We start from the raw sequence: 18,700 nt of genomic DNA, 5'->3' as shown, positions 1-18,700 counted from the left end.
AGCGACACAGTGTTTGCCCCGAAACAGCAACAGGTGCTGCCCGGCAGCAAGACTTCAGCTATGCATCCATGCTCAGAACATTACCAGGTTTTACCAATGTTAAACTGGAACTGCTCTGACTTGTCTCCATCGACTTTCTTAATCGGCTGCGCGTAGGAGAACACCAGCGGGCCGAGCGGTGACATCCACTGCAGCGCCACACCGCTTGATACGCGGATATTGTTTGGATCACTGTAGTCAGGAATACCTGCAGCACGTGTTTCAGCGGTATTTTCCCAATGGGTATCCCACGCGGTACCGGTATCGACAAACACCGAGGTACGCACCGAGTTAGCATACTTCTCGCTCAGGAACGGCGTTGGCGTAATCAGCTCAAGGCTGGCGATCGCCATGGCGTTACCGCCCACCGCATCGTCAGACTTACAGACGCCGTTTGGATCGGCAATGCTGCAGTTCGACGAGTTGTTATTGTAGTAAGCCGCTTTCGGTCCAATGGTATTGGACTGGAAGCCGCGCACAGTGCTTGAACCACCGGCGTAGAAGTTCTCATAGAACGGCATCTCTTTGCCGCCGAGACCATCGCCATAGCCGACACGCCCACGGCCCAGCAGCACCCAGGTATGATCCTGGTTAATCGGCACATACTGCTGGGTATCCAGCGTGGCCTTGTAGAAGCTGTTATCTGAGCCTGGAATCGTGATCTTACCGTTCAGGTTGGTACGGTTACCGGATGTCGGGAAGAAGCCGCGGTCCAGCGTGTTGTAAGTCCAGCCGTAGTTGAAGGTGAAATCATCGGCTGAGAAATCGCCTTCGTCATTAAGCTGCTGCGGCTTGCCGACTGAATCCAGATAACGCCACATCGCAACCTGCGGCTGCATGTCTGACAGGTCATTGTGGACATAGCCCAGACCGACACGCAGGGTGTTGTTTTCGTTAACCGGGAAGCCAAGCGTGCCATCCAGACCATAACTTCTGTTGGTATAGTCAGAAAGGTCCGCATTATCCGCTTTGAAGTCGTTGTAGAACAGACGACCACCCAGACTCACACCATCAACGGTGAAGTAGGGGTCAGTAAGCGAGAATTCAGCATAGGTCTGGTAATCGTTTTTAGTGCCGCTGATGCCCACGGTATTACCGGTGCCCAGCCAGTTATCCTGCGTGACCCCGACCTGGAAGCTCACACCACTTTCGGTGCCGTAACCGACGCCGAAGTTAAAGGTACCGGTGTTACGCTCTTTAACCTTGTAGACCACATCAACCTGGTCCGGCGAACCTGGCACACGCTGCGTATCCACATCAACGGTTTCAAAGTAGCCGGTGCGGTTCAGACGCTCTTTACCCTGTTCAACCAGATCGCTGCCCAGCCATGCGCCTTCCATCTGACGCATTTCACGACGTAACACCGAATCTTTAGAGGTGTCATTGCCTTCGAAACGGACGTTACGCACGTAGTAGCGGTTACCCGCATCGACGTTGATATGCAGTTTTACGGTTTTATCGGCGTCGTTGATTTCAGGCTGTGTGGCTACGCGCGGATAGGCATAGCCGTAGCGGCCCAGCAGTTTCTTGATGTCATCTTCCATTTTCGTGACTTTGGCGCCGTTATAAAGCTCGCCTGCCGGAATTTTGGTCAGATGTTCAATTTCTGCTGAATGGCCCGCCATGCTGCCATTGACGATCACACCTGCGATTTTGTACTGGTCACCTTCGGTGATATTCACCGTGATGTAGATGCCTTTTTTATCTGGCGTCAGGCTGACCTGAGTCGAATCGATGTTGAAGCGGGCATAACCGCGATCCAGATAGAAGCTGCGCAGGGTCTCGAGGTCGCCCGCCAGTTTCTGCTTCTGGTATTTACGATCGCCGACCACGTTCCACCATGGCACTTCATCGCGCAGCTGGAAACGGGAGATCAGTTCATCGGAGCTGAAGGCCTTATTACCGACGATGTTGATCTGCTGAATTTTGGCAGAGACACCTTCCGTAAAGACCAGCTTCAGATCAACGCGGTTACGCGGCAGTGGCGTAACCACGGCTTTCACGTTAGCGGTATATTTACCGACGCTGTAATAAAAGTCTTCAAGTCCCTTCTCGATAGAAGAAAGGGTAGTACGATCCAGCGCTTCGCCGACACGGACACCTGAAGCTTCCAGATTTTGTTTGAGCTGATCCTCTTTCACCGCTTTGTTACCGGTGAAGGTAATGCTGGCAATGGTAGGACGTTCTTTGACCTGGACAATCAGCGTTGTACCGTCTCGCAGGACCTGAACATCCTCAAAGTTGCCAGTAGCGAACAGCGAGCGAATGGTATTTCTGACATCATCGTCATTCACCGTATCGCCAACCCGTACTGGCATGCTCAGCAGAGCCGCGCCGACGGCGACTCGCTGCAGCCCTTCGAAATGAATATCCTTCACCACGAAATCGTCTGCACCGTAAACGGTGGCGCTGCTAAACAGCAGCGACGCTATGAGCAACTTTTTCATCGCCATCGTTGTTATGCGTTTTCCTAACACATCCCTCGAATGTTCGCGTTCCAGCGGTTACAAACGTGAGAAATCATTGAAAAGTGCAAGCCCCATTAACAACACCAGCAAAATTGAGCCGATGCGATAACTAAAGTCCTGAACTCGCTCGGACACCGGTCCACCTTTGATCTTTTCGATCGCCAGGAACAGCAGGTGCCCACCATCTAAAACCGGTAAAGGGAACAGGTTGATAATGCCCAGGTTGACGCTAATCAACGCCAGGAACATCAGGTAGTAAATCAACCCATACTCTGCTGACAACCCTGCACCCTGCGCAATTGAGATTGGCCCGCTCAGGTTGTTCAGCTTCACATCACCGGTTATCAACTTGCCCAGCATGGAAACGGTGAGCTTCATCAGTTGCCAGGTTTTTACACTGGCCTCACCGATAGCCGCAAACGCGCCATACTGCCTTACCGTCTTGTACTCTTCGGGCAGCGGAACAATGCGCGGAATCACACCCGCAAAGCCCGCTGTCGTGCCAGCTTTCGCTTCTGGCGTCATCGTCAGTGCAATTGATTCACCGCCGCGATCCACCTCAAGCGCCATGCTTTTGCCGGGATTGTCCCGGACCTGGGTGACAAACGTCTGCCACTGCGATAATGGCTGACCATCGACTTTAACGATCCTGTCGCCTGCTTGCAAACCGGCTTCACTGGCTGGCGAATTCGCCTGTACTTCTGCCAGTGTTGTCTCAATTTGCGGACCGCGAGGCTGAATACCTAACGCGACGACCGGATCCTGCTTATCAGGCTCAAACTGCCAGTTACGCAAATCCAGCTGCTTCTGCTGAGTCGCGTCCTCGCCAAATCGTGCCACCGTTAACGTGGTGCTGCTGTCGCCGATTTTACCCACCAGCGCCATACGCACAGCATCCCAGTCAGGCGTTTCGATACCGTCAACGGCCTTAAGTTCCATGCCGGGCGCAATTTGCGCTTCCGCAGCGACCGAACCGTTTAAAATTTCACCGATCACCGGGCGCACACCAGGCACGCCGTGAATAAATACAACCCAGTAGGCAAAGATGGCAAAGAGGAAGTTAGCGACAGGACCTGCCGCGATGATAGAGGCGCGTTGCCAGACGGCTTTATTATTAAAAGCCTGATGACGCAGCTCGGCTGGCACGCTTTCGACACGTTCGTCGAGCATTTTCACGTAGCCACCAAGGGGAATCAGCGCGATGACAAATTCCGTGCCGTGGCGGTCACGGCGCTGCCAGAGCGACTTACCAAACCCAATGGAAAAGCGCTCAACTTTGACGCCACAGCGACGAGCGACCCAGAAATGGCCAAACTCATGAACGGTGATCAACACGCCCAGCGCAACGATAAAGGCGAAGAAACTCCAGATTATGCTCAACATCTTTGCCTGTCCTTAAAGGGTGCGGAACACCAGCAGCAATAAACAGGCAAACACCGGCACCGCCGCAGTCAGACTATCAATGCGATCAAGAATGCCGCCGTGACCCGGTATCAGATTGCCACTATCTTTGATACCCGCTTCACGTTTAAACATACTCTCAGTGAGGTCGCCCAGCACGGAGGCCAGCGTTGCGATAACCGCGCAAATCACCAGCGTACCGGTGGAGACCGTCAGCGGCGCCAGCGAGGCAAACAGCAGCGCAATCAGCGCAGAGGAGACCAGGCCGCCCAGGAAGCCTTCCCAGGTTTTACCTGGCGAGACCTTCGGTGCCAGCTTGTGTTTGCCGAACATCTTGCCAAACATATAGGCACCTGAATCCGCACCCCACACCAGCAGCAACACAAACAGCAGCCACCAGGCACCGGCGAAGTGATCGGTTTCATAGTGATACTGGCGCAGCGCCACCATGCCCCAGAAAAAAGGCACCAGCGTTAACACGCCAAACAGTAAGCGGAGCGGGCGCGAATCACGCCAGAAGGCCGCAGATGCGGGATAGGAGAGGACCAGCAGCAGTGCAACGACCCACCACACCAGCGACACCCAAAGCGATGTCGCGACCTGGGGCAGATGCACCGTGTGTTGATAAGGTGGCAGCGTAAACTGCATCAGCGCCAGCAGCAGACCACAAAGTACAGCCAGCCAGACGCGCTGTTGCCGTGATGCCATCCCTGCAAACTGACCCCATTCCCAGGCGGCCAGCATGCAGATAACGATGGTTGTAAGGGCAAAGCCCACAGGTGGTAACCAGAACAGCGCAGCTATTACCAGCGGAATTAATATCAGCGCGGTAATCAGACGAGACTTCAGCAAAGGTTACCCCCAGATTGCTCAGGCGCCGCCTGGTGCAGCGCCGCCAAAACGACGCTCCCGCAGAGAGAATGCATTCAGTGCACCTTCAAAAACGTGTTCATCGAAATCCGGCCAGAGCACATCGGTAAAATAGAATTCAGCATAGGCAATCTGCCACAGCAGGAAGTTGCTAATCCGATGCTCTCCCCCGGTCCTTATCACTAAATCCACTGGCGCCAGCTCCTGCATACAGAGCTGCGACGTCAGGCTCTCTTCGGTAATCTGGTCAGGACGCAGTAATCCTTCCTGCACCTGCTCAGCCAGTTTTTTTACGCCTTCGATAATATCCCAACGGCCGCCATAGTTGGCAGCAATGTTGAGCGTCAGGCCACTATTATTTGCGGTCAGCGTCTCAGAACGGCGAATACGTTCCTGAATACGCGGGCTGAAACGGCTGGTATCGCCAATGACGCGTAAGCGAACGTTGTGTTTGTGCAGGCTTTTTACTTCGCTGTCGAGCGCCCAGACAAACAGTTCCATTAACGCGGTGACTTCCTGCGCCGGACGGCTCCAGTTTTCACTGCTGAAGGCGTAAAGCGTCAGGGCTTCAAGATTGTTGCTGACCGCAAAGCTGACGGCACGGCGTACCGATTTAACGCCCGCTTTGTGGCCTGAAATGCGCAATTTTCCCTGATTTTTGGCCCAGCGACCGTTGCCATCCATGATGATAGCGACGTGGCGCGGACCGTTTCCCTGCTGGTCATCAGTGTTGTTGTGATTGTTAGACGACATAACGCTTAACCAATTCCTTTCATCAGAAATGCTGTGGTTTCTGAATACATTGCGCCCGATTCAAATCCCGACACGTTTTTGGTGCCGGGCCACACCGAATTCGGTGACAGATCGTGAAACGCGAGCCAGCGACTATACCATTTTCACCTGAAGCGAACAAATGGCCTCATAACGACCGGCTTCACGACGTGAAGCGCGGCAACATTTCTGCCGCCAGCGCGCGCGCGGAGCGATCAATTTCAAGGACAGCGTCCACCGAATCAGGCTCCGGACACACCTGTGCCGCCATCACCGCGCTATTAAGCGCCGCGATGTCGGTGAAGCGGATCTGGTGATGCAGGAAAGCCGCAACGGCAACCTCGTTGGCTGCATTCAGCGTGGTGGTCGCCGCCTGCCCTGCATCACAGGCATCAATGGCCAGTTTCAGGCAGGGATAGCGACTAAAATCAGGTTCTGCAAAGCTCAGCGCCGACATGCGGGTAAAATCCAGCGGCGTCACGCCTGCTTTGATACGCGAAGGCCAGGCCATGCTATGGGCAATGGGCGTACGCATATCGGGAGAACCTAACTGAGCCAGCACGCTGCCATCGCAGTATCGCACCATAGAGTGAATCACCGACTGTGGATGAAGGATCACTTCCATCTGCGCTGCGCTGGCATTAAACAACCAACGGGCTTCAATGTACTCAAGACCTTTATTCATCATGGTGGCCGAATCGACAGAGATTTTTCTCCCCATCGACCAGTTCGGATGAGCACAGGCCTGATCCGGCGACATGGCGCTGAGATCCGTTAAATCTGTGTCACGAAAAGGACCACCCGATCCCGTAAGGATAATTGACTCAATGCCATTATCCCGCAGGTCAGCGTAACCTAACTGATGCTGGATGGTAGCCGGTAAACTCTGAAAAATGGCGTTATGCTCGCTGTCGACCGGTAGTAACTGCGCGTTATGATGACGCACCGCCTCCATAAACAAACGGCCGCAGGTGACAAGCGATTCTTTGTTGGCCAGCAGTACCGTTTTACCGGCGCGAATGGCGGCCAGCGTTGGCAGCAAACCTGACGCACCGACAATGGCCGCCATCACCTGATCCACCTCATCCAGCGCGGCCAGCTCACAGGCTGCCTGAACGCCGGAGAGCACTTCAGTATTGACCCTGATTGCTCTCAGTCGCTCACGCAGCGCAGCGGCAGAAGTGTCGTCTGCCATACAGGCGTAGCGTGGCGTAAAGACCGCACACTGTTCGGCCATCAGCGCCACGTTATGGCCAGCAACCAGCGCCGTAATCTGATAAAGCTCTGGGTTGGCGCGAACCACCGCCAGCGTACTGGTGCCGATCGAGCCAGTGGATCCCAGCAGAGTTAATCGCTTCATGAGGCTTTCCGTGTGAAGTCAGCGTGCCCGCAGGCACAATGTAAAACGCCGCCAGATGTCGCATTCATATGAATACCTCTCTGTACGGCGTTTTGTCCGGCAGTGATGGAATCAGAAATCCATCAGCTCCGTCTCTTTTTCTGACAGTGCAGCATCAACTTTCTTGATGTACGCATCGGTCATTTTTTGCACTTCATCCTGCGCACGACGTTCGTCGTCTTCGCTGATTTCTTTATCTTTCAGCAGCGCTTTGATTTTATCGTTGGCATCGCGACGGACGTTACGTACCGACACCCGGCCCTGCTCGGCTTCGCCGCGCACGATTTTAATCAGATCTTTACGACGCTCTTCTGTCAGCGCTGGCAGCGGAACACGGATGTCAGTACCGGCTGAACTTGGGTTCAGACCGAGATCGGACTTCATGATCGCTTTTTCGACTGCCTGGCTCAGTGAACGATCAAACACGTTGATTTTCAGCGTGCGTGAATCTTCCACAGTGACAGAAGCCAGCTGACGCAGTGGCGTCGGCGTGCCGTAATATTCGACGACGATGCCGTCGAGCAGCGAAGGTGACGCACGACCGGTACGCACTTTGCTGATGGTAGTTTTGAATGCTTCAACGCATTTTTCCATGCGCGTGTCAGCATCTTTTTTGATGTCGTTAATCACGTTGAAACCCTTGGATTCGGTTTGACCTGGCCAGTTCCGGCATAACCGGAAGCGGGATCGATAATCATCGATAATCCTGACTGGTGCGCGATGCATTCTCATCGCGCTGACAGAATATACCTTATTTTATCTCGCCTCGGGTATTAATGCGTAATCAGGGTGCCTTCTTTTTCACCCATCACTACGCGACGCAGTGCGCCAGGTTTATTCATGTTGAAAACACGGATAGGTAATTTGTGGTCACGTGCCAGGGTAAAGGCCGCCAGATCCATCACTTTCAGCTCTTTATCCAGGACTTCGGCATAGGTCAGTTGATCATACAGCGTCGCGTCCGGGCTTTTCACCGGATCGGCAGAGTAGACACCGTCAACCTTGGTCGCCTTCAGTACCACGTCCGCTTCAATCTCAATGCCGCGCAGACACGCCGCAGAGTCGGTGGTAAAGAACGGGTTGCCGGTACCGGCGGAGAAGATGACGACGCGGTTGTTACGCAGCAGGCTGATGGCTTCTGCCCAGCTGTAGTTGTCACAGACGCCATTCAGTGGAATCGCTGACATCAGGCGTGCATTCACATAGGCGCGGTGCAGTGCATCACGCATCGCCAGGCCGTTCATTACGGTTGCCAGCATACCCATGTGGTCACCTACGACGCGGTTCATACCTGCCTGCTGCAGGCTCGCGCCGCGGAACAGGTTCCCTCCGCCAATTACCACGCCAACCTGAATGCCCAGTTCAACCAGCTCTTTTACCTCTTGTGCCATGCGGTCAAGCACACTCGCGTCGATACCAAAACCTTCAGCGCCTTGCAGAGCTTCGCCGCTGAGTTTAAGCAGGATACGTTGATAAACAGGTTTTGCGTTGGTCGCCATGGTCAGTTCTTCCTGGAAGATTGGGTGTAAAGGAGAAGTAAATTCTGATCGATCATCCGCTTACCGCAAAGAAAATGCTATTGGGATGAAACTGAAAACGTGTCTGTTGCGATTCACAGACAAAAAAGAACCGCCATCTGGCGGTTCTTTCAGAGCATTAAGACTGTTTGGACATTGCTGCAACTTCTGCAGCGAAGTCAGACTCAACTTTCTCGATGCCTTCGCCCACTTCGAAGCGGATGAAGTTGATCACGTCAGCGCCCTGCTCTTTCAGAGCCTGGCCAACGGTTTTGCTTGGGTCGATAACGAAAGCCTGACCTGTCAGAGAGACTTCGCCGGTGAATTTCTTCATACGGCCTTCAACCATCTTCTCTGCGATCTCTTTTGGCTTACCAGACTGCATCGCGATATCCAGCTGAACCTGGTACTCTTTATCGACCACGTCAGCAGAAACGTCTTCTGGCTTAACGAATTCAGGCTTGCTCGCTGCAACGTGCATCGCGATCTGTTTGATCAGATCTTCGTTAGCGCCTTTCGCTGAAACCAGAACGCCGATACGCGCGCCGTGCAGGTAGCTGCCCAGCTCTGCGCCTTCCAGGATGGCAACGCGACGGATGTTGATGTTCTCACCGATTTTAGCAACCAGTGCAACGCGCTCTTCTTCGAACTGCGCTTTCAGAACTTCAACGTCAGTAACGCGATCAGCGGCAGCCGCATCCAGAACTTTGTCTGCGAACGCCTGGAAACCGCCATCTTTTGCTACGAAGTCAGTCTGGCAGTTAACTTCCAGGATCACGCCGTAGTCGCCAACGATTTTGGTTTTGATTACGCCATCAGCAGCAACGTTGCCTGCTTTTTTCGCTGCTTTGATTGCGCCAGACTTACGCATGTTCTCAATCGCCAGCTCAATGTCGCCGTTCGCTTCAGTCAGCGCTTTTTTGCAATCCATCATGCCAGCGCCAGTACGCTCGCGCAGTTCTTTCACCAATGCAGCGGTAATGTCAGCCATTCCAGAATCCTCGGTTCGTGCCTGTGTACATAGGTACCTGCAGACACTTATTTGCGGAAAATTTACTCTGTCCCGCCGTCCGGTTGGGGGCGTAACAGACTTAGATAAATAAAGGGGCCACTATCGGCCCCTTACAGATCACATCTGAATGCTAAGGGCTCTTATGCAGAGCAAACCTTAATTAAGCGTTTTCTAAAGACGCTTCTTCAGCTTGCTCAGCCAGGTCCTGAGAGCGGCCTTCGCGAACGGTGGTCGCAACGGCAGTCAGGTACAGGTTTACAGCACGGATCGCATCGTCGTTACCTGGGATAACGAAATCAACGCCATCTGGATCTGAGTTGGTATCAACGATAGCAAATACCGGGATACCCAGGTTGTTTGCTTCTTTGATTGCGATGTGTTCGTGGTCAGCATCAACAACAAACAGCGCGTCTGGCAGACCGCCCATGTCTTTGATACCGCCCAGGCTGTTTTCCAGCTTGGCCAGCTCACGCGCACGCATCAGCGCTTCTTTTTTGGTCAGTTTGTCGAAAGTACCATCCTGAGACTGAGTCTCCAGATCTTTCAGACGTTTGATTGACTGACGCACGGTTTTCCAGTTAGTCAGCATGCCACCTAACCAGCGGTGGTTTACGAAGAACTGGTCGCAGCTCAGTGCAGACTCTTTTACCGCTTCAGCAGCAGCGCGCTTAGTCCCTACGATCAGGATCTTACCTTTACGGGAAGCGATCTTGTTCAGTTCAGCCAGAGCTTCGTTGAACATAGGAACCGTTTTTTCCAGGTTGATGATGTGAACCTTGTTACGAGCACCAAAGATGAATGGCTTCATTTTTGGGTTCCAGTAACGGGTCTGGTGACCGAAGTGAACACCAGCCTGGAGCATGTCGCGCATGGAAACAGTTGCCATGATAAAACCTCTAAAGTTTGATTGGGGTTGGGCCTCCATGTATCCCATACGACCGACCTCTTTCAAGGCACCCCGGCGTATGTGTCGATACATGTGTGTTTTAGTACACATAATGAGAGTTATGCGTTTCCTGCTGACCGAAACGGCCATACAGAGAATCGTCGGCGCGCTTTATATCACAACCAGCCCAGTGACGCCAATAAATGATCGCTGCCAGAGGCCAGCGCGTTCTCTATTTGGCAGCCCATTTGCTGGCTGCTAACATGACAGCACAGAACTTATTATTGTCGAAAATTTCGACAAATGCGGATTAATTTAATGGCAATTTCAATTAAAACCCCTGAAGAAATCGGAAAAATGCGCGTCGCGGGCCGACTGGCCGCCGAGGTGCTGGAGATGATCGAACCCTACGTGAAACCGGGTGTGACCACCGGTGAACTGGACCGCATCTGCCACGAGCACATTACCCAAAAGCAACAGGCGGTCTCTGCCTGCCTCGGCTATCACGGCTTTCCGAAGTCGGTCTGCATCTCCGTTAACGAAGTGGTGTGCCACGGCATTCCCAGCGATGACCGACCATTGAAAGAGGGTGATATCGTCAATATTGATGTCACCGTGATTAAAGATGAGTACCACGGTGATACCTCAAAGATGTTTATCGTTGGTAAACCGACCATTCAGGGTGAGCGACTGTGCCGCGTCACGCAGGAGAGCCTTTATCTTTCCCTGCGTCTGATTAAGCCCGGCATTCGTCTGCGCGAGCTGGGTCGTGCTATCCAGAAGTATGTGGAAGCGAATGACTTCTCTGTTGTGCGCGAATATTGCGGTCACGGCATCGGCAAGGGCTTCCACGAAGAACCGCAGGTGCTGCATTACGATGCCGATGATAGCGGCGTGGTGTTACAGGCGGGCATGACCTTTACAGTAGAACCGATGGTCAATGCCGGTGATTACCGCATCCGCACAATGAAAGATGGCTGGACGGTAAAAACCAAAGATCGCAGCTTGTCCGCACAGTATGAGCATACTATTGTGGTGACGGAAAACGGCTGTGAGATTTTAACCCTGCGTAAAGATGACACGATTCCTGCCGTGCTCGTTGCTGAAGGGTAATGTTCCTCACACAGATCAAGCCGGCGATGAGCCGGCTTTTTTTTGGCTAAAAAACAGAGAAGAGCTGCATGAGCGTGAGTCTGTCGGAAGAGGTAAAAAACGGTCTGGTCGATTCGCCGGCCGAATGGGGTGACGATCAGCTGACCCGCGACATGCTGAAGCCGCGGCTGGAGCAGTTTCAGCAGCATCTGGCTGCCGCATTTGATGCCGGTGAAGCCGTTGAACCGCTGATAGATGCCCGCACGCTGTTTATCGATCGGCTGCTGCGTCGCCTGTGGCGCTTCTATGGCTTTGATGCGATGCCCTCTATTGCGCTGGTCGCCGTGGGGGGCTATGGCCGTGCCGAACTGCATCCGCTCTCTGATATTGATGTCCTGATCCTCAGCCGCCTGCCGCTGAATGAACAGGCTGCCCAGCGTACCAGCGATCTGCTGACGCTGATGTGGGACCTCAAGCTGGAAGTGGGTCATAGCGTCCGTACGCTGGAAGAGTGTCTGCTTGAGGGGCTGTCTGACCTGACCGTTGCCACCAACCTGATTGAGTCGCGGATGCTGACCGGCGACGTGGCGCTGTTTCTGGAACTGCAGAAAAACATCTTCAGTGACGGCTTCTGGCCCTCATCCACCTTCTTTGCCGCCAAAATCGAAGAACAGCAGGAACGCCACAAGCGTTACCACGGCACCAGCTATAACCTTGAGCCGGACATCAAGAGCAGTCCGGGTGGCCTGCGCGACATCCACACGCTGCAGTGGGTCGCCCGACGCCATTTTGGCGCCACGACGCTGGATGAAATGGTTGGCTTTGGTTTCCTCACCGACGCGGAGCGCAGCGAACTCAATGAATGCCAGGAATTTCTCTGGCGCATCCGTTTTGCCCTGCATCTCTCCCTGCCCCGCTACGATAATCGCCTGCTGTTTGATCGCCAGCTCAGCGTGGCGCAGCGCCTGAATTACCAGGGCGAAGGCAATGAGCCGGTCGAGCGGATGATGAAAGATTTCTATCGCGTCACGCGGCGTATCGGCGAACTGAATCAGATGCTGCTCCAGCTGTTTGATGAGGCGATTCTGGCGCTCTCTACCAGCGAAAAACCGAGACCTGTCGATGACGATTTCCAGCTGCGTGGCAATTTGATCGACCTGCGAGACGAAATGCTGTTTACCCGCGAACCGCAGGCTATTCTGCGTATGTTCTATGTCATGGTGCGCAACGACAGCATCAAAGGGATCTACTCCACTACCCTGCGTCATCTGCGCCATGCGCGTCGCCACCTTAAACAGCCGCTGTGCCAGATTCCGGAAGCGCGACGTACCTTTATGTCAATTCTGCGCCATCCCGGCGCGGTCAGTCGGGCACTGGTGCCGATGCACCGCCACAGCGTATTATGGGCTTACACGCCGCTGTGGGGCCATATTGTCGGACAGATGCAGTTCGACCTGTTCCACGCTTACACCGTGGATGAGCACACTATCCGCGTGTTGCAGAAGCTGGAAAGCTTTGCCAATGAAACCACCCGTCCGCAGCATCCGCTCTGCGTAGAGTTATGGCCGCGTCTGCCGCAGCAGGAGCTCTTGCTGATGGCAGCACTGCTGCACGACATTGCTAAAGGGCGCGGCGGCGATCACTCTATTCTCGGCGCACAGGATGCGCTCGATTTCGCTGAAATGCATGGCCTGAACTCGCGTGAAACGCAGCTGGTGGCCTGGCTGGTTCGCCATCATCTGCTGATGTCGGTGACGGCGCAACGGCGCGATATTCAGGACCCCACGGTTATCCAGCAGTTCGCTGAGGTGATGCAGAATGAGAACCGGCTGCGCTATCTGGTTTGCCTGACCGTCGCCGATATCTGCGCCACCAACGAAAGTCTGTGGAACAGCTGGAAGCAGAGCCTGCTGCGTGAGCTCTTTTTCGCTACCGAGAAGCAGCTGCGACGCGGCATGGAAAACAGTCCGGACCTGCGTGAGCGGGTGCGTCACCATCGCCTGCAGGCGCTGGCGCTGCTGCGGATGGACAACATCGATGAAGAGCACCTGCACCAGATCTGGAATCGCTGCCGCGCAGATTATTTCCTGCGCCATACGCCGAATCAGATTGCCTGGCATGCCCGCCACTTACTGGTTCACGACCTGAAGAAACCATTAGTGCTGGTCAGCCCACAGGCCACACGCGGCGGAACCGAAATTTTCATCTGGAGCCCCGATCGTCCGCACCTGTTTGCCGCCGTCGCCGGAGAACTCGACCGGCGCAATCTCAGCGTCCACGACGCGCAAATCTTTACCAGCCGCGACGGCATGGCCATGGATACCTTTATTGTGCTTGAGCCGGATGGCAGCCCGCTATCACCGGATCGCCATCCGATGATCATTCAGGCGCTGGAGCAGGCGATCACCCAGTCTGACTGGGTGCCGCCACGAACCCGTCGTCCGTCGGCCAAACTGCGGCATTTCAGCGTGGATACCGAGGTTAATTTCCTGCCGACGCACACCGACCGTCGCAGCTACCTTGAACTGGTGGCGCTGGACCAGCCTGGCCTGCTGGCGCGGGTGGGTGAAGTCTTTGCCGATCTCGGTGTCTCACTGCACGGCGCACGCATCAGCACCATCGGTGAGCGGGTCGAAGATTTATTTATTCTGGCCAACAGTGAACGTCAGGCTCTGGACGAAGAAATGCGCAAAGCGTTGCAACAACGGTTGACAGAGGCCCTTAATCCAAACGATAAAGTGTGACCAGACTCGATTTGTAAACATTAATCTCTTTACTTGTGTCGGGTTATTGCCCGGCATCGCACATGACAGATCAGGAAAAAAATATGCAACAGTTACAGAGCGTTATTGAATCCGCCTTCGAACGTCGCGCTGACATTACCCCTGCCAGCGTTAACAGCGAAACCCGTGATGCCATCAACCAGGTGATCTCTCTGCTGGACAGCGGTGAGCTGCGCGTTTCTGAGAAGATCGACGGCGAGTGGGTAACGCATCAGTGGCTGAAGAAAGCAGTGCTGCTCTCTTTCCGCATCAATGATAACCAGGTGATGGAGGGTTCAGAAACCCGCTTTTACGACAAAGTGCCAATGAAATTTGCCGGCTGGGACGAAGCGCGTTTCAAAGCAGCAGGCTTCCGCGTCGTGCCGCCTGCGGCTGTGCGTCAGGGTGCCTATATCGCCCGCAACACGGTACTGATGCCTTCTTACGTCAACATCGGCGCATTCGTAGACGAAGGCACCATGGTAGACACCTGGGCGACCGTCGGCTCCTGTGCGCAGATTGGTAAAAACGTTCACCTTTCTGGCGGCGTGGGTATCGGCGGCGTGCTGGAACCGCTGCAGGCCAACCCGACCATTATCGAAGACAACTGCTTCATTGGCGCACGTTCTGAAATCGTTGAAGGCGTGATTGTTGAAGAAGGCTCAGTGATCTCAATGGGCGTTTACATCGGTCAGAGCACCAAAATTTATGACCGCGAAACAGGCGAAGTACACTATGGTCGTGTACCGGCCGGCTCCGTCGTGGTCTCAGGTAATCTACCGTCCAAAGATGGCAGCTACAGCCTTTACTGTGCCGTGATCGTGAAGAAAGTCGATGCCAAAACGCAGGGCAAAACCGGTATCAACGAACTGCTGCGCATCATCGACTGATTTAACTGACGGGCTGGAAACCAGCCTGTCATCTTTTCTTTACAGCCATAACCAAAGAACATGCTTCGCGACGCGAATTAACTGGTGCGTTTAGTTTTTATCCAGGTCATAATCCGCGCCAGTTAAATCCTGTCGCGCAATGTTCATCCCGCTTATTTATGTCTACAGTTGACGGACGTCATGAACAAGTCTGCGCGCTTCTCACTTTTGATGGAAACAACGCTATGTATGACAATCTGAAAAGCTTAGGTATTAGTAACCCGGACGACATTGACCGCTACAGCCTGCGTCAGGAAGCTAATAACGACATTCTGAAGATCTATTTCCGCAAAGATAAAGGCGAGTTTTTCGCGAAGAGTGTTAAATTCAAATATCCGCGCCAGCGCAAAACTGTCGTTGCCGATCACGCGACGCAGGGCTACAAAGAAGTTCAGGAAATCAGCCCGAATCTGCGTTATGTCATCGATGAACTGGACCAGATTTGCCAGCGCGATCAGGTTGAAGTGGATCTGAAACGTAAAATTCTGGATGACCTGCGTCACCTGGAAAGCGTGGTCGCCCACAAGATCTCAGAAATTGAATCGGACCTGGAAAAATTAACCCGTAACAGCCGTTAATGTCCTGTCCGACAAGAGAGGCCAGCTTTGCTGGCCTTTTTTTATGTCGCAAACCTGCCCCTTACCCCTGCTCATCCAGTTGCAAAGCCACATAGAGCAACAGCCTGTCGTCAAAATGGCCCAGATTCAGCCCGGTCAGTTCAGAAATCCGGTTCAGACGGTACTCCAGCGTATTGCGATGAATGAACAGCGCACGTGCGGTAGCGCTCGGCTGAACGTTATGGGTGAACCAGGCGATCAGCGTGCGGCGCAGCAAGCCATTGTTATCCATGCTTTTAAGTTTCGCCAGCGGCCGGGCGAGCTCATTGGCCTGCCAGCCGCCGCGCAAGCTGTCGAGCAGCACCGGCAGTACCAGATCCTGATAAAAATAGCTGCGCACCTCGGGCATACGCTGCTTGCCCACCATCATGGTGGTGCGCGCAGTCCGGTAGGAGCGTGCGATGCTGCCTGGCCCGGTAAAGAAGTTACCCAGCGCGATGCGCATCCGGAGATGTCCGCTCTCTTTCATCCGCTGCAGCAACTGCCCCACGCGGCGGCGATGATCATCCTGATCGTAACGCCCATGCCCATTCAGGGCTGGTTTTAGCACCACCATTTCGGTCAATGACACAATGGCGATCAGATTATCGCGCTCCGGTGTGGTCAGCAGCGTTTGCAACTGCTGTAGCTCTGACATCGCGCTGTCGACGCCAAGCTGACCGCTATCAACCTCCAGAACGGCCACCACACGCGGTTGATTGAGATCGATGCCGAGCCGCTGAGCCCATTCGGTCAGCTGTGGCGACAGGGTATCGCTGCGGATGAGATTCAGCACCAGCTCTTCACGCAGACGACTGTCCTGTGCCAGCATATGCAGAAGCCGCGCCTGCTCCAGCATCATCTCTGCGGTCATGCAGACCAGCTCGCCGTAGTGCCGCAATGCCAGCGGCTCGCCGGTCAGGCCAATCACCCCGACGATATCACCATCAATGCGCAGCGGCAGGTTAATACCAGGCCGTACGCCATGAAGATGTTTAGCCACCGCATCATCAATGTCGACTACGCGACCCTGCGAAAGCACCAGCAGCGCACCTTCGTGCAACTCCCCAATGCGTTCCCGGTCACCGCTGCCGATAATGCGGCCCCGCGCATCCATCACATTGACATTGCTGTCAATAATTTTCATGGTGCGCGCCACGATATCCTGTGCCAGCCGGGCATCAAGGTGATAGGTAGCCATCCATTACTCCTGAAAAAGAGGGGGAGAAACAGAATACGCATGGAAGGCAGGCTGAACATTGTGCATTTGCACAGAGCCAGGCGGTCATTTGCCGAATTTGCGGTGAGCATCACACTCTGCCAGGGCAAATCCCGGGCATAAAAAAGCGGACCGCAGTCCGCCTCTTTATCAGTAGTCGTTCCGCTACTGCATCAGCAGGTAGATGCTGCTGTCGCCGCGCTTCACATTCAGCGCCAGAACGGCTGGCTTAGTGTCGAGGACTTTGCGCAGCTCGCCGAGGTTGGTTACCGGCTGCTGGTTGACGCCCTGAATCACGTCACCCTTCTTCAGGCCGATACGCGCTGCGGCACTGCCCGCTTTCACATTATCAACGCGAACGCCTTTGTCACCGGTTTCAACATTGCTAAGGTCAGCCCCTTCAATGCCGTTGTAAATGGTGGCGGACTGCACTTTCGCCTGGCTGCTCTGCTGCAACTGAACAGAAACATCGACCGGTTTGCCTTCACGCAGCAGACCCAGTTTCAGGGTAGTGCCCACCGGCAGTGAACCCACTTCTGCACGCAGCGAAGCAAAGCTGCTCAGCGGTTTGCCGTTCATGGAGACAATCACGTCACCCGCTTTGATGCCCGCTTTTGCAGCTGCAGAGTCTGGCAATACCTGGCTGACAAATGCACCACGCTGTGCATCGACTTTCATCGCTTTTGCCAGTTCGGAGTTCAGTTCCGTGCCCTGCACGCCCAGCTCGCCACGTTTCACCTGTCCGAACTCAACCATCTGCGCCGTCAGGTTTTTCACCATGTTGCCTGGAATAGCAAAGCCGATACCGATGTTACCGCCATCCGGCGCCAGAATCGCGGTGTTAATCCCAATCAGTTCACCGTTAAGGTTAACCAGCGCACCACCGGAGTTGCCCCGGTTAATTGCCGCATCCGTCTGGATAAAGTTTTCGTAATTTTCTACATTCAGGCCGCTGCGTCCCAGTGCCGAAACGATACCGGAGGTCACGGTTTCACCCAGTCCATACGGGTTACCGATGGCCACGGTGTAGTCACCGACGCGCAGATTGTCAGAGTCAGCGATTTTCACGGCGGTCAGATTTTTGGCTTCCTGCAACTGAATCAGTGCAATGTCAGAGCTGGGATCTTTACCGATGACTTTTGCGTCATAGCGGCGACCGTCGCTGAGCTGCACCTGAATTTTGGTGGCATTATTCACCACGTGGTTGTTGGTCACCACATAGCCTTTTTCGGCATTGATAATCACGCCCGAACCCAGTGCCCGGAATTTTTCCTGCTGGGTATCAGGGGCTGGTGCGCCACCGTTACCGCCTGCACCGCCACCGTTCTGGCACATGGGTGAATCCTGGAATGGGGAACCGTCCTGACAGAATGGCGAATTGTCGCCAAAGAATTGCTGAAACTGCTGCGGCATGCGTGGGGTTTTTACTGTGGTAGTGCCCTCAACGCTGATACTGACCACAGACGGCATCACCTTCTCCAGCATGGGAGCCAGGCTTGGCAGTTGCTGGCTTTCGGAAGAGGCCGTTTGCGCAGCAGAAACAGTAACAGGGGCGAGCGCCATGCTCAGGCTCAACGCCAGCGCACTTAACACTAAAGTCTTTTTTTTCATTTTTCGTTTCTCAATAAGATTACTGTTCAGACCATTGCTGTGGTCGAAAGGTGAGATAAATGTTTTAGCGCGAAGTTCCTTTAAAAGTTTAAGTCAAAGGTAAAAATTTATTCGCGCTCTTTACAATC

Annotated in this window: 15 protein-coding genes; 4 read left to right on the top strand and 11 right to left on the bottom strand. The window is 54.1% G+C overall.

The annotated features are described in order from the left end of the window. Positions 1–80 precede the first annotated feature (80 nt). The 9 genes from bamA to rpsB form a co-directional block, all read right to left on the bottom strand. Positions 81–2,492 (bottom strand): outer membrane protein assembly factor BamA, encoded by a 2,412-nt coding sequence (bamA, locus tag QSK07_RS07250; RefSeq protein WP_098051436.1) that lies wholly within the window; start codon positions 2,490–2,492, stop codon positions 81–83. 51 nt (positions 2,493–2,543) lie between these two features. Further along, positions 2,544–3,890, bottom strand: a complete 1,347-nt coding sequence (rseP, locus tag QSK07_RS07245; RefSeq protein WP_061061656.1) for a sigma E protease regulator RseP — start codon at positions 3,888–3,890, stop codon at positions 2,544–2,546. A gap of 12 nt (positions 3,891–3,902) precedes the next feature. Further along, a complete protein-coding gene (gene cdsA, locus QSK07_RS07240; protein ID WP_098051438.1) occupies positions 3,903–4,760 on the bottom strand; it encodes a phosphatidate cytidylyltransferase in 858 nt (285 codons plus the stop codon). An 18-nt stretch (positions 4,761–4,778) separates the two neighbouring features. After that, the gene (gene ispU, locus QSK07_RS07235; protein ID WP_009091989.1) at positions 4,779–5,531 is read right to left on the bottom strand and encodes a (2E,6E)-farnesyl-diphosphate-specific ditrans,polycis-undecaprenyl-diphosphate synthase; all 753 of its coding nucleotides are present in this window, start codon (positions 5,529–5,531) and stop codon (positions 4,779–4,781) included. A 181-nt stretch (positions 5,532–5,712) separates the two neighbouring features. Continuing rightward, positions 5,713–6,909, bottom strand: a complete 1,197-nt coding sequence (gene ispC, locus QSK07_RS07230; RefSeq protein ID WP_275220643.1) for a 1-deoxy-D-xylulose-5-phosphate reductoisomerase — start codon at positions 6,907–6,909, stop codon at positions 5,713–5,715. A 111-nt stretch (positions 6,910–7,020) separates the two neighbouring features. Further along, positions 7,021–7,578, bottom strand: coding sequence for a ribosome recycling factor (gene frr, locus QSK07_RS07225; RefSeq protein ID WP_033731632.1), 558 nt, complete (start codon positions 7,576–7,578; stop codon positions 7,021–7,023). Between the two features lie 143 nt (positions 7,579–7,721). Next, a complete protein-coding gene (pyrH, locus tag QSK07_RS07220) occupies positions 7,722–8,447 on the bottom strand; it encodes a UMP kinase (RefSeq protein WP_013356840.1) in 726 nt (241 codons plus the stop codon). Between the two features lie 157 nt (positions 8,448–8,604). Further along, positions 8,605–9,456 carry a translation elongation factor Ts gene (tsf, locus tag QSK07_RS07215; protein ID WP_013356839.1) on the bottom strand — a complete coding sequence of 284 codons (852 nt, stop codon included), beginning with the start codon at positions 9,454–9,456 and terminating at the stop codon, positions 8,605–8,607. Positions 9,457–9,637: 181 nt separating this feature from the next. After that, positions 9,638–10,363: a 30S ribosomal protein S2 gene (gene rpsB / locus QSK07_RS07210; RefSeq protein ID WP_031375276.1), complete on the bottom strand. Its 726-nt coding sequence runs from the start codon at positions 10,361–10,363 to the stop codon at positions 9,638–9,640. A gap of 318 nt (positions 10,364–10,681) precedes the next feature. Here rpsB and map point away from each other — a divergent pair, with 318 nt between their 5' ends. The 4 genes from map (at position 10,682) to QSK07_RS07190 (ending at position 15,724) form a co-directional block, all read left to right on the top strand. Next, a complete protein-coding gene (gene map, locus QSK07_RS07205) occupies positions 10,682–11,476 on the top strand; it encodes a type I methionyl aminopeptidase (protein WP_285721210.1) in 795 nt (264 codons plus the stop codon). Between the two features lie 68 nt (positions 11,477–11,544). Further along, entirely contained in the window at positions 11,545–14,199 is a 2,655-nt protein-coding gene (gene glnD, locus QSK07_RS07200; protein ID WP_285721209.1) for a bifunctional uridylyltransferase/uridylyl-removing protein GlnD, read from the top strand. 83 nt (positions 14,200–14,282) lie between these two features. Next, positions 14,283–15,107, top strand: coding sequence for a 2,3,4,5-tetrahydropyridine-2,6-dicarboxylate N-succinyltransferase (gene dapD / locus QSK07_RS07195; RefSeq protein ID WP_285721208.1), 825 nt, complete (start codon positions 14,283–14,285; stop codon positions 15,105–15,107). A gap of 224 nt (positions 15,108–15,331) precedes the next feature. Beyond that, a complete protein-coding gene (locus tag QSK07_RS07190) occupies positions 15,332–15,724 on the top strand; it encodes a DUF3461 family protein (RefSeq protein WP_033731626.1) in 393 nt (130 codons plus the stop codon). Positions 15,725–15,785: 61 nt separating this feature from the next. On the opposite strand, the gene QSK07_RS07185 is transcribed toward QSK07_RS07190, so the two are convergent. Continuing rightward, positions 15,786–16,943 (bottom strand): CdaR family transcriptional regulator, encoded by a 1,158-nt coding sequence (locus tag QSK07_RS07185; protein ID WP_285721207.1) that lies wholly within the window; start codon positions 16,941–16,943, stop codon positions 15,786–15,788. A gap of 183 nt (positions 16,944–17,126) precedes the next feature. Continuing rightward, positions 17,127–18,572, bottom strand: coding sequence for a serine endoprotease DegP (gene degP / locus QSK07_RS07180; protein WP_098051443.1), 1,446 nt, complete (start codon positions 18,570–18,572; stop codon positions 17,127–17,129). Positions 18,573–18,700: the final 128 nt, after the last annotated feature.

Source organism: Pantoea sp. QMID4 (assembly GCF_030270445.1).
Classification (GTDB): domain Bacteria; phylum Pseudomonadota; class Gammaproteobacteria; order Enterobacterales; family Enterobacteriaceae; genus Pantoea; species Pantoea vagans.
This window is presented reverse-complemented; position numbering and strand designations above follow the sequence as displayed.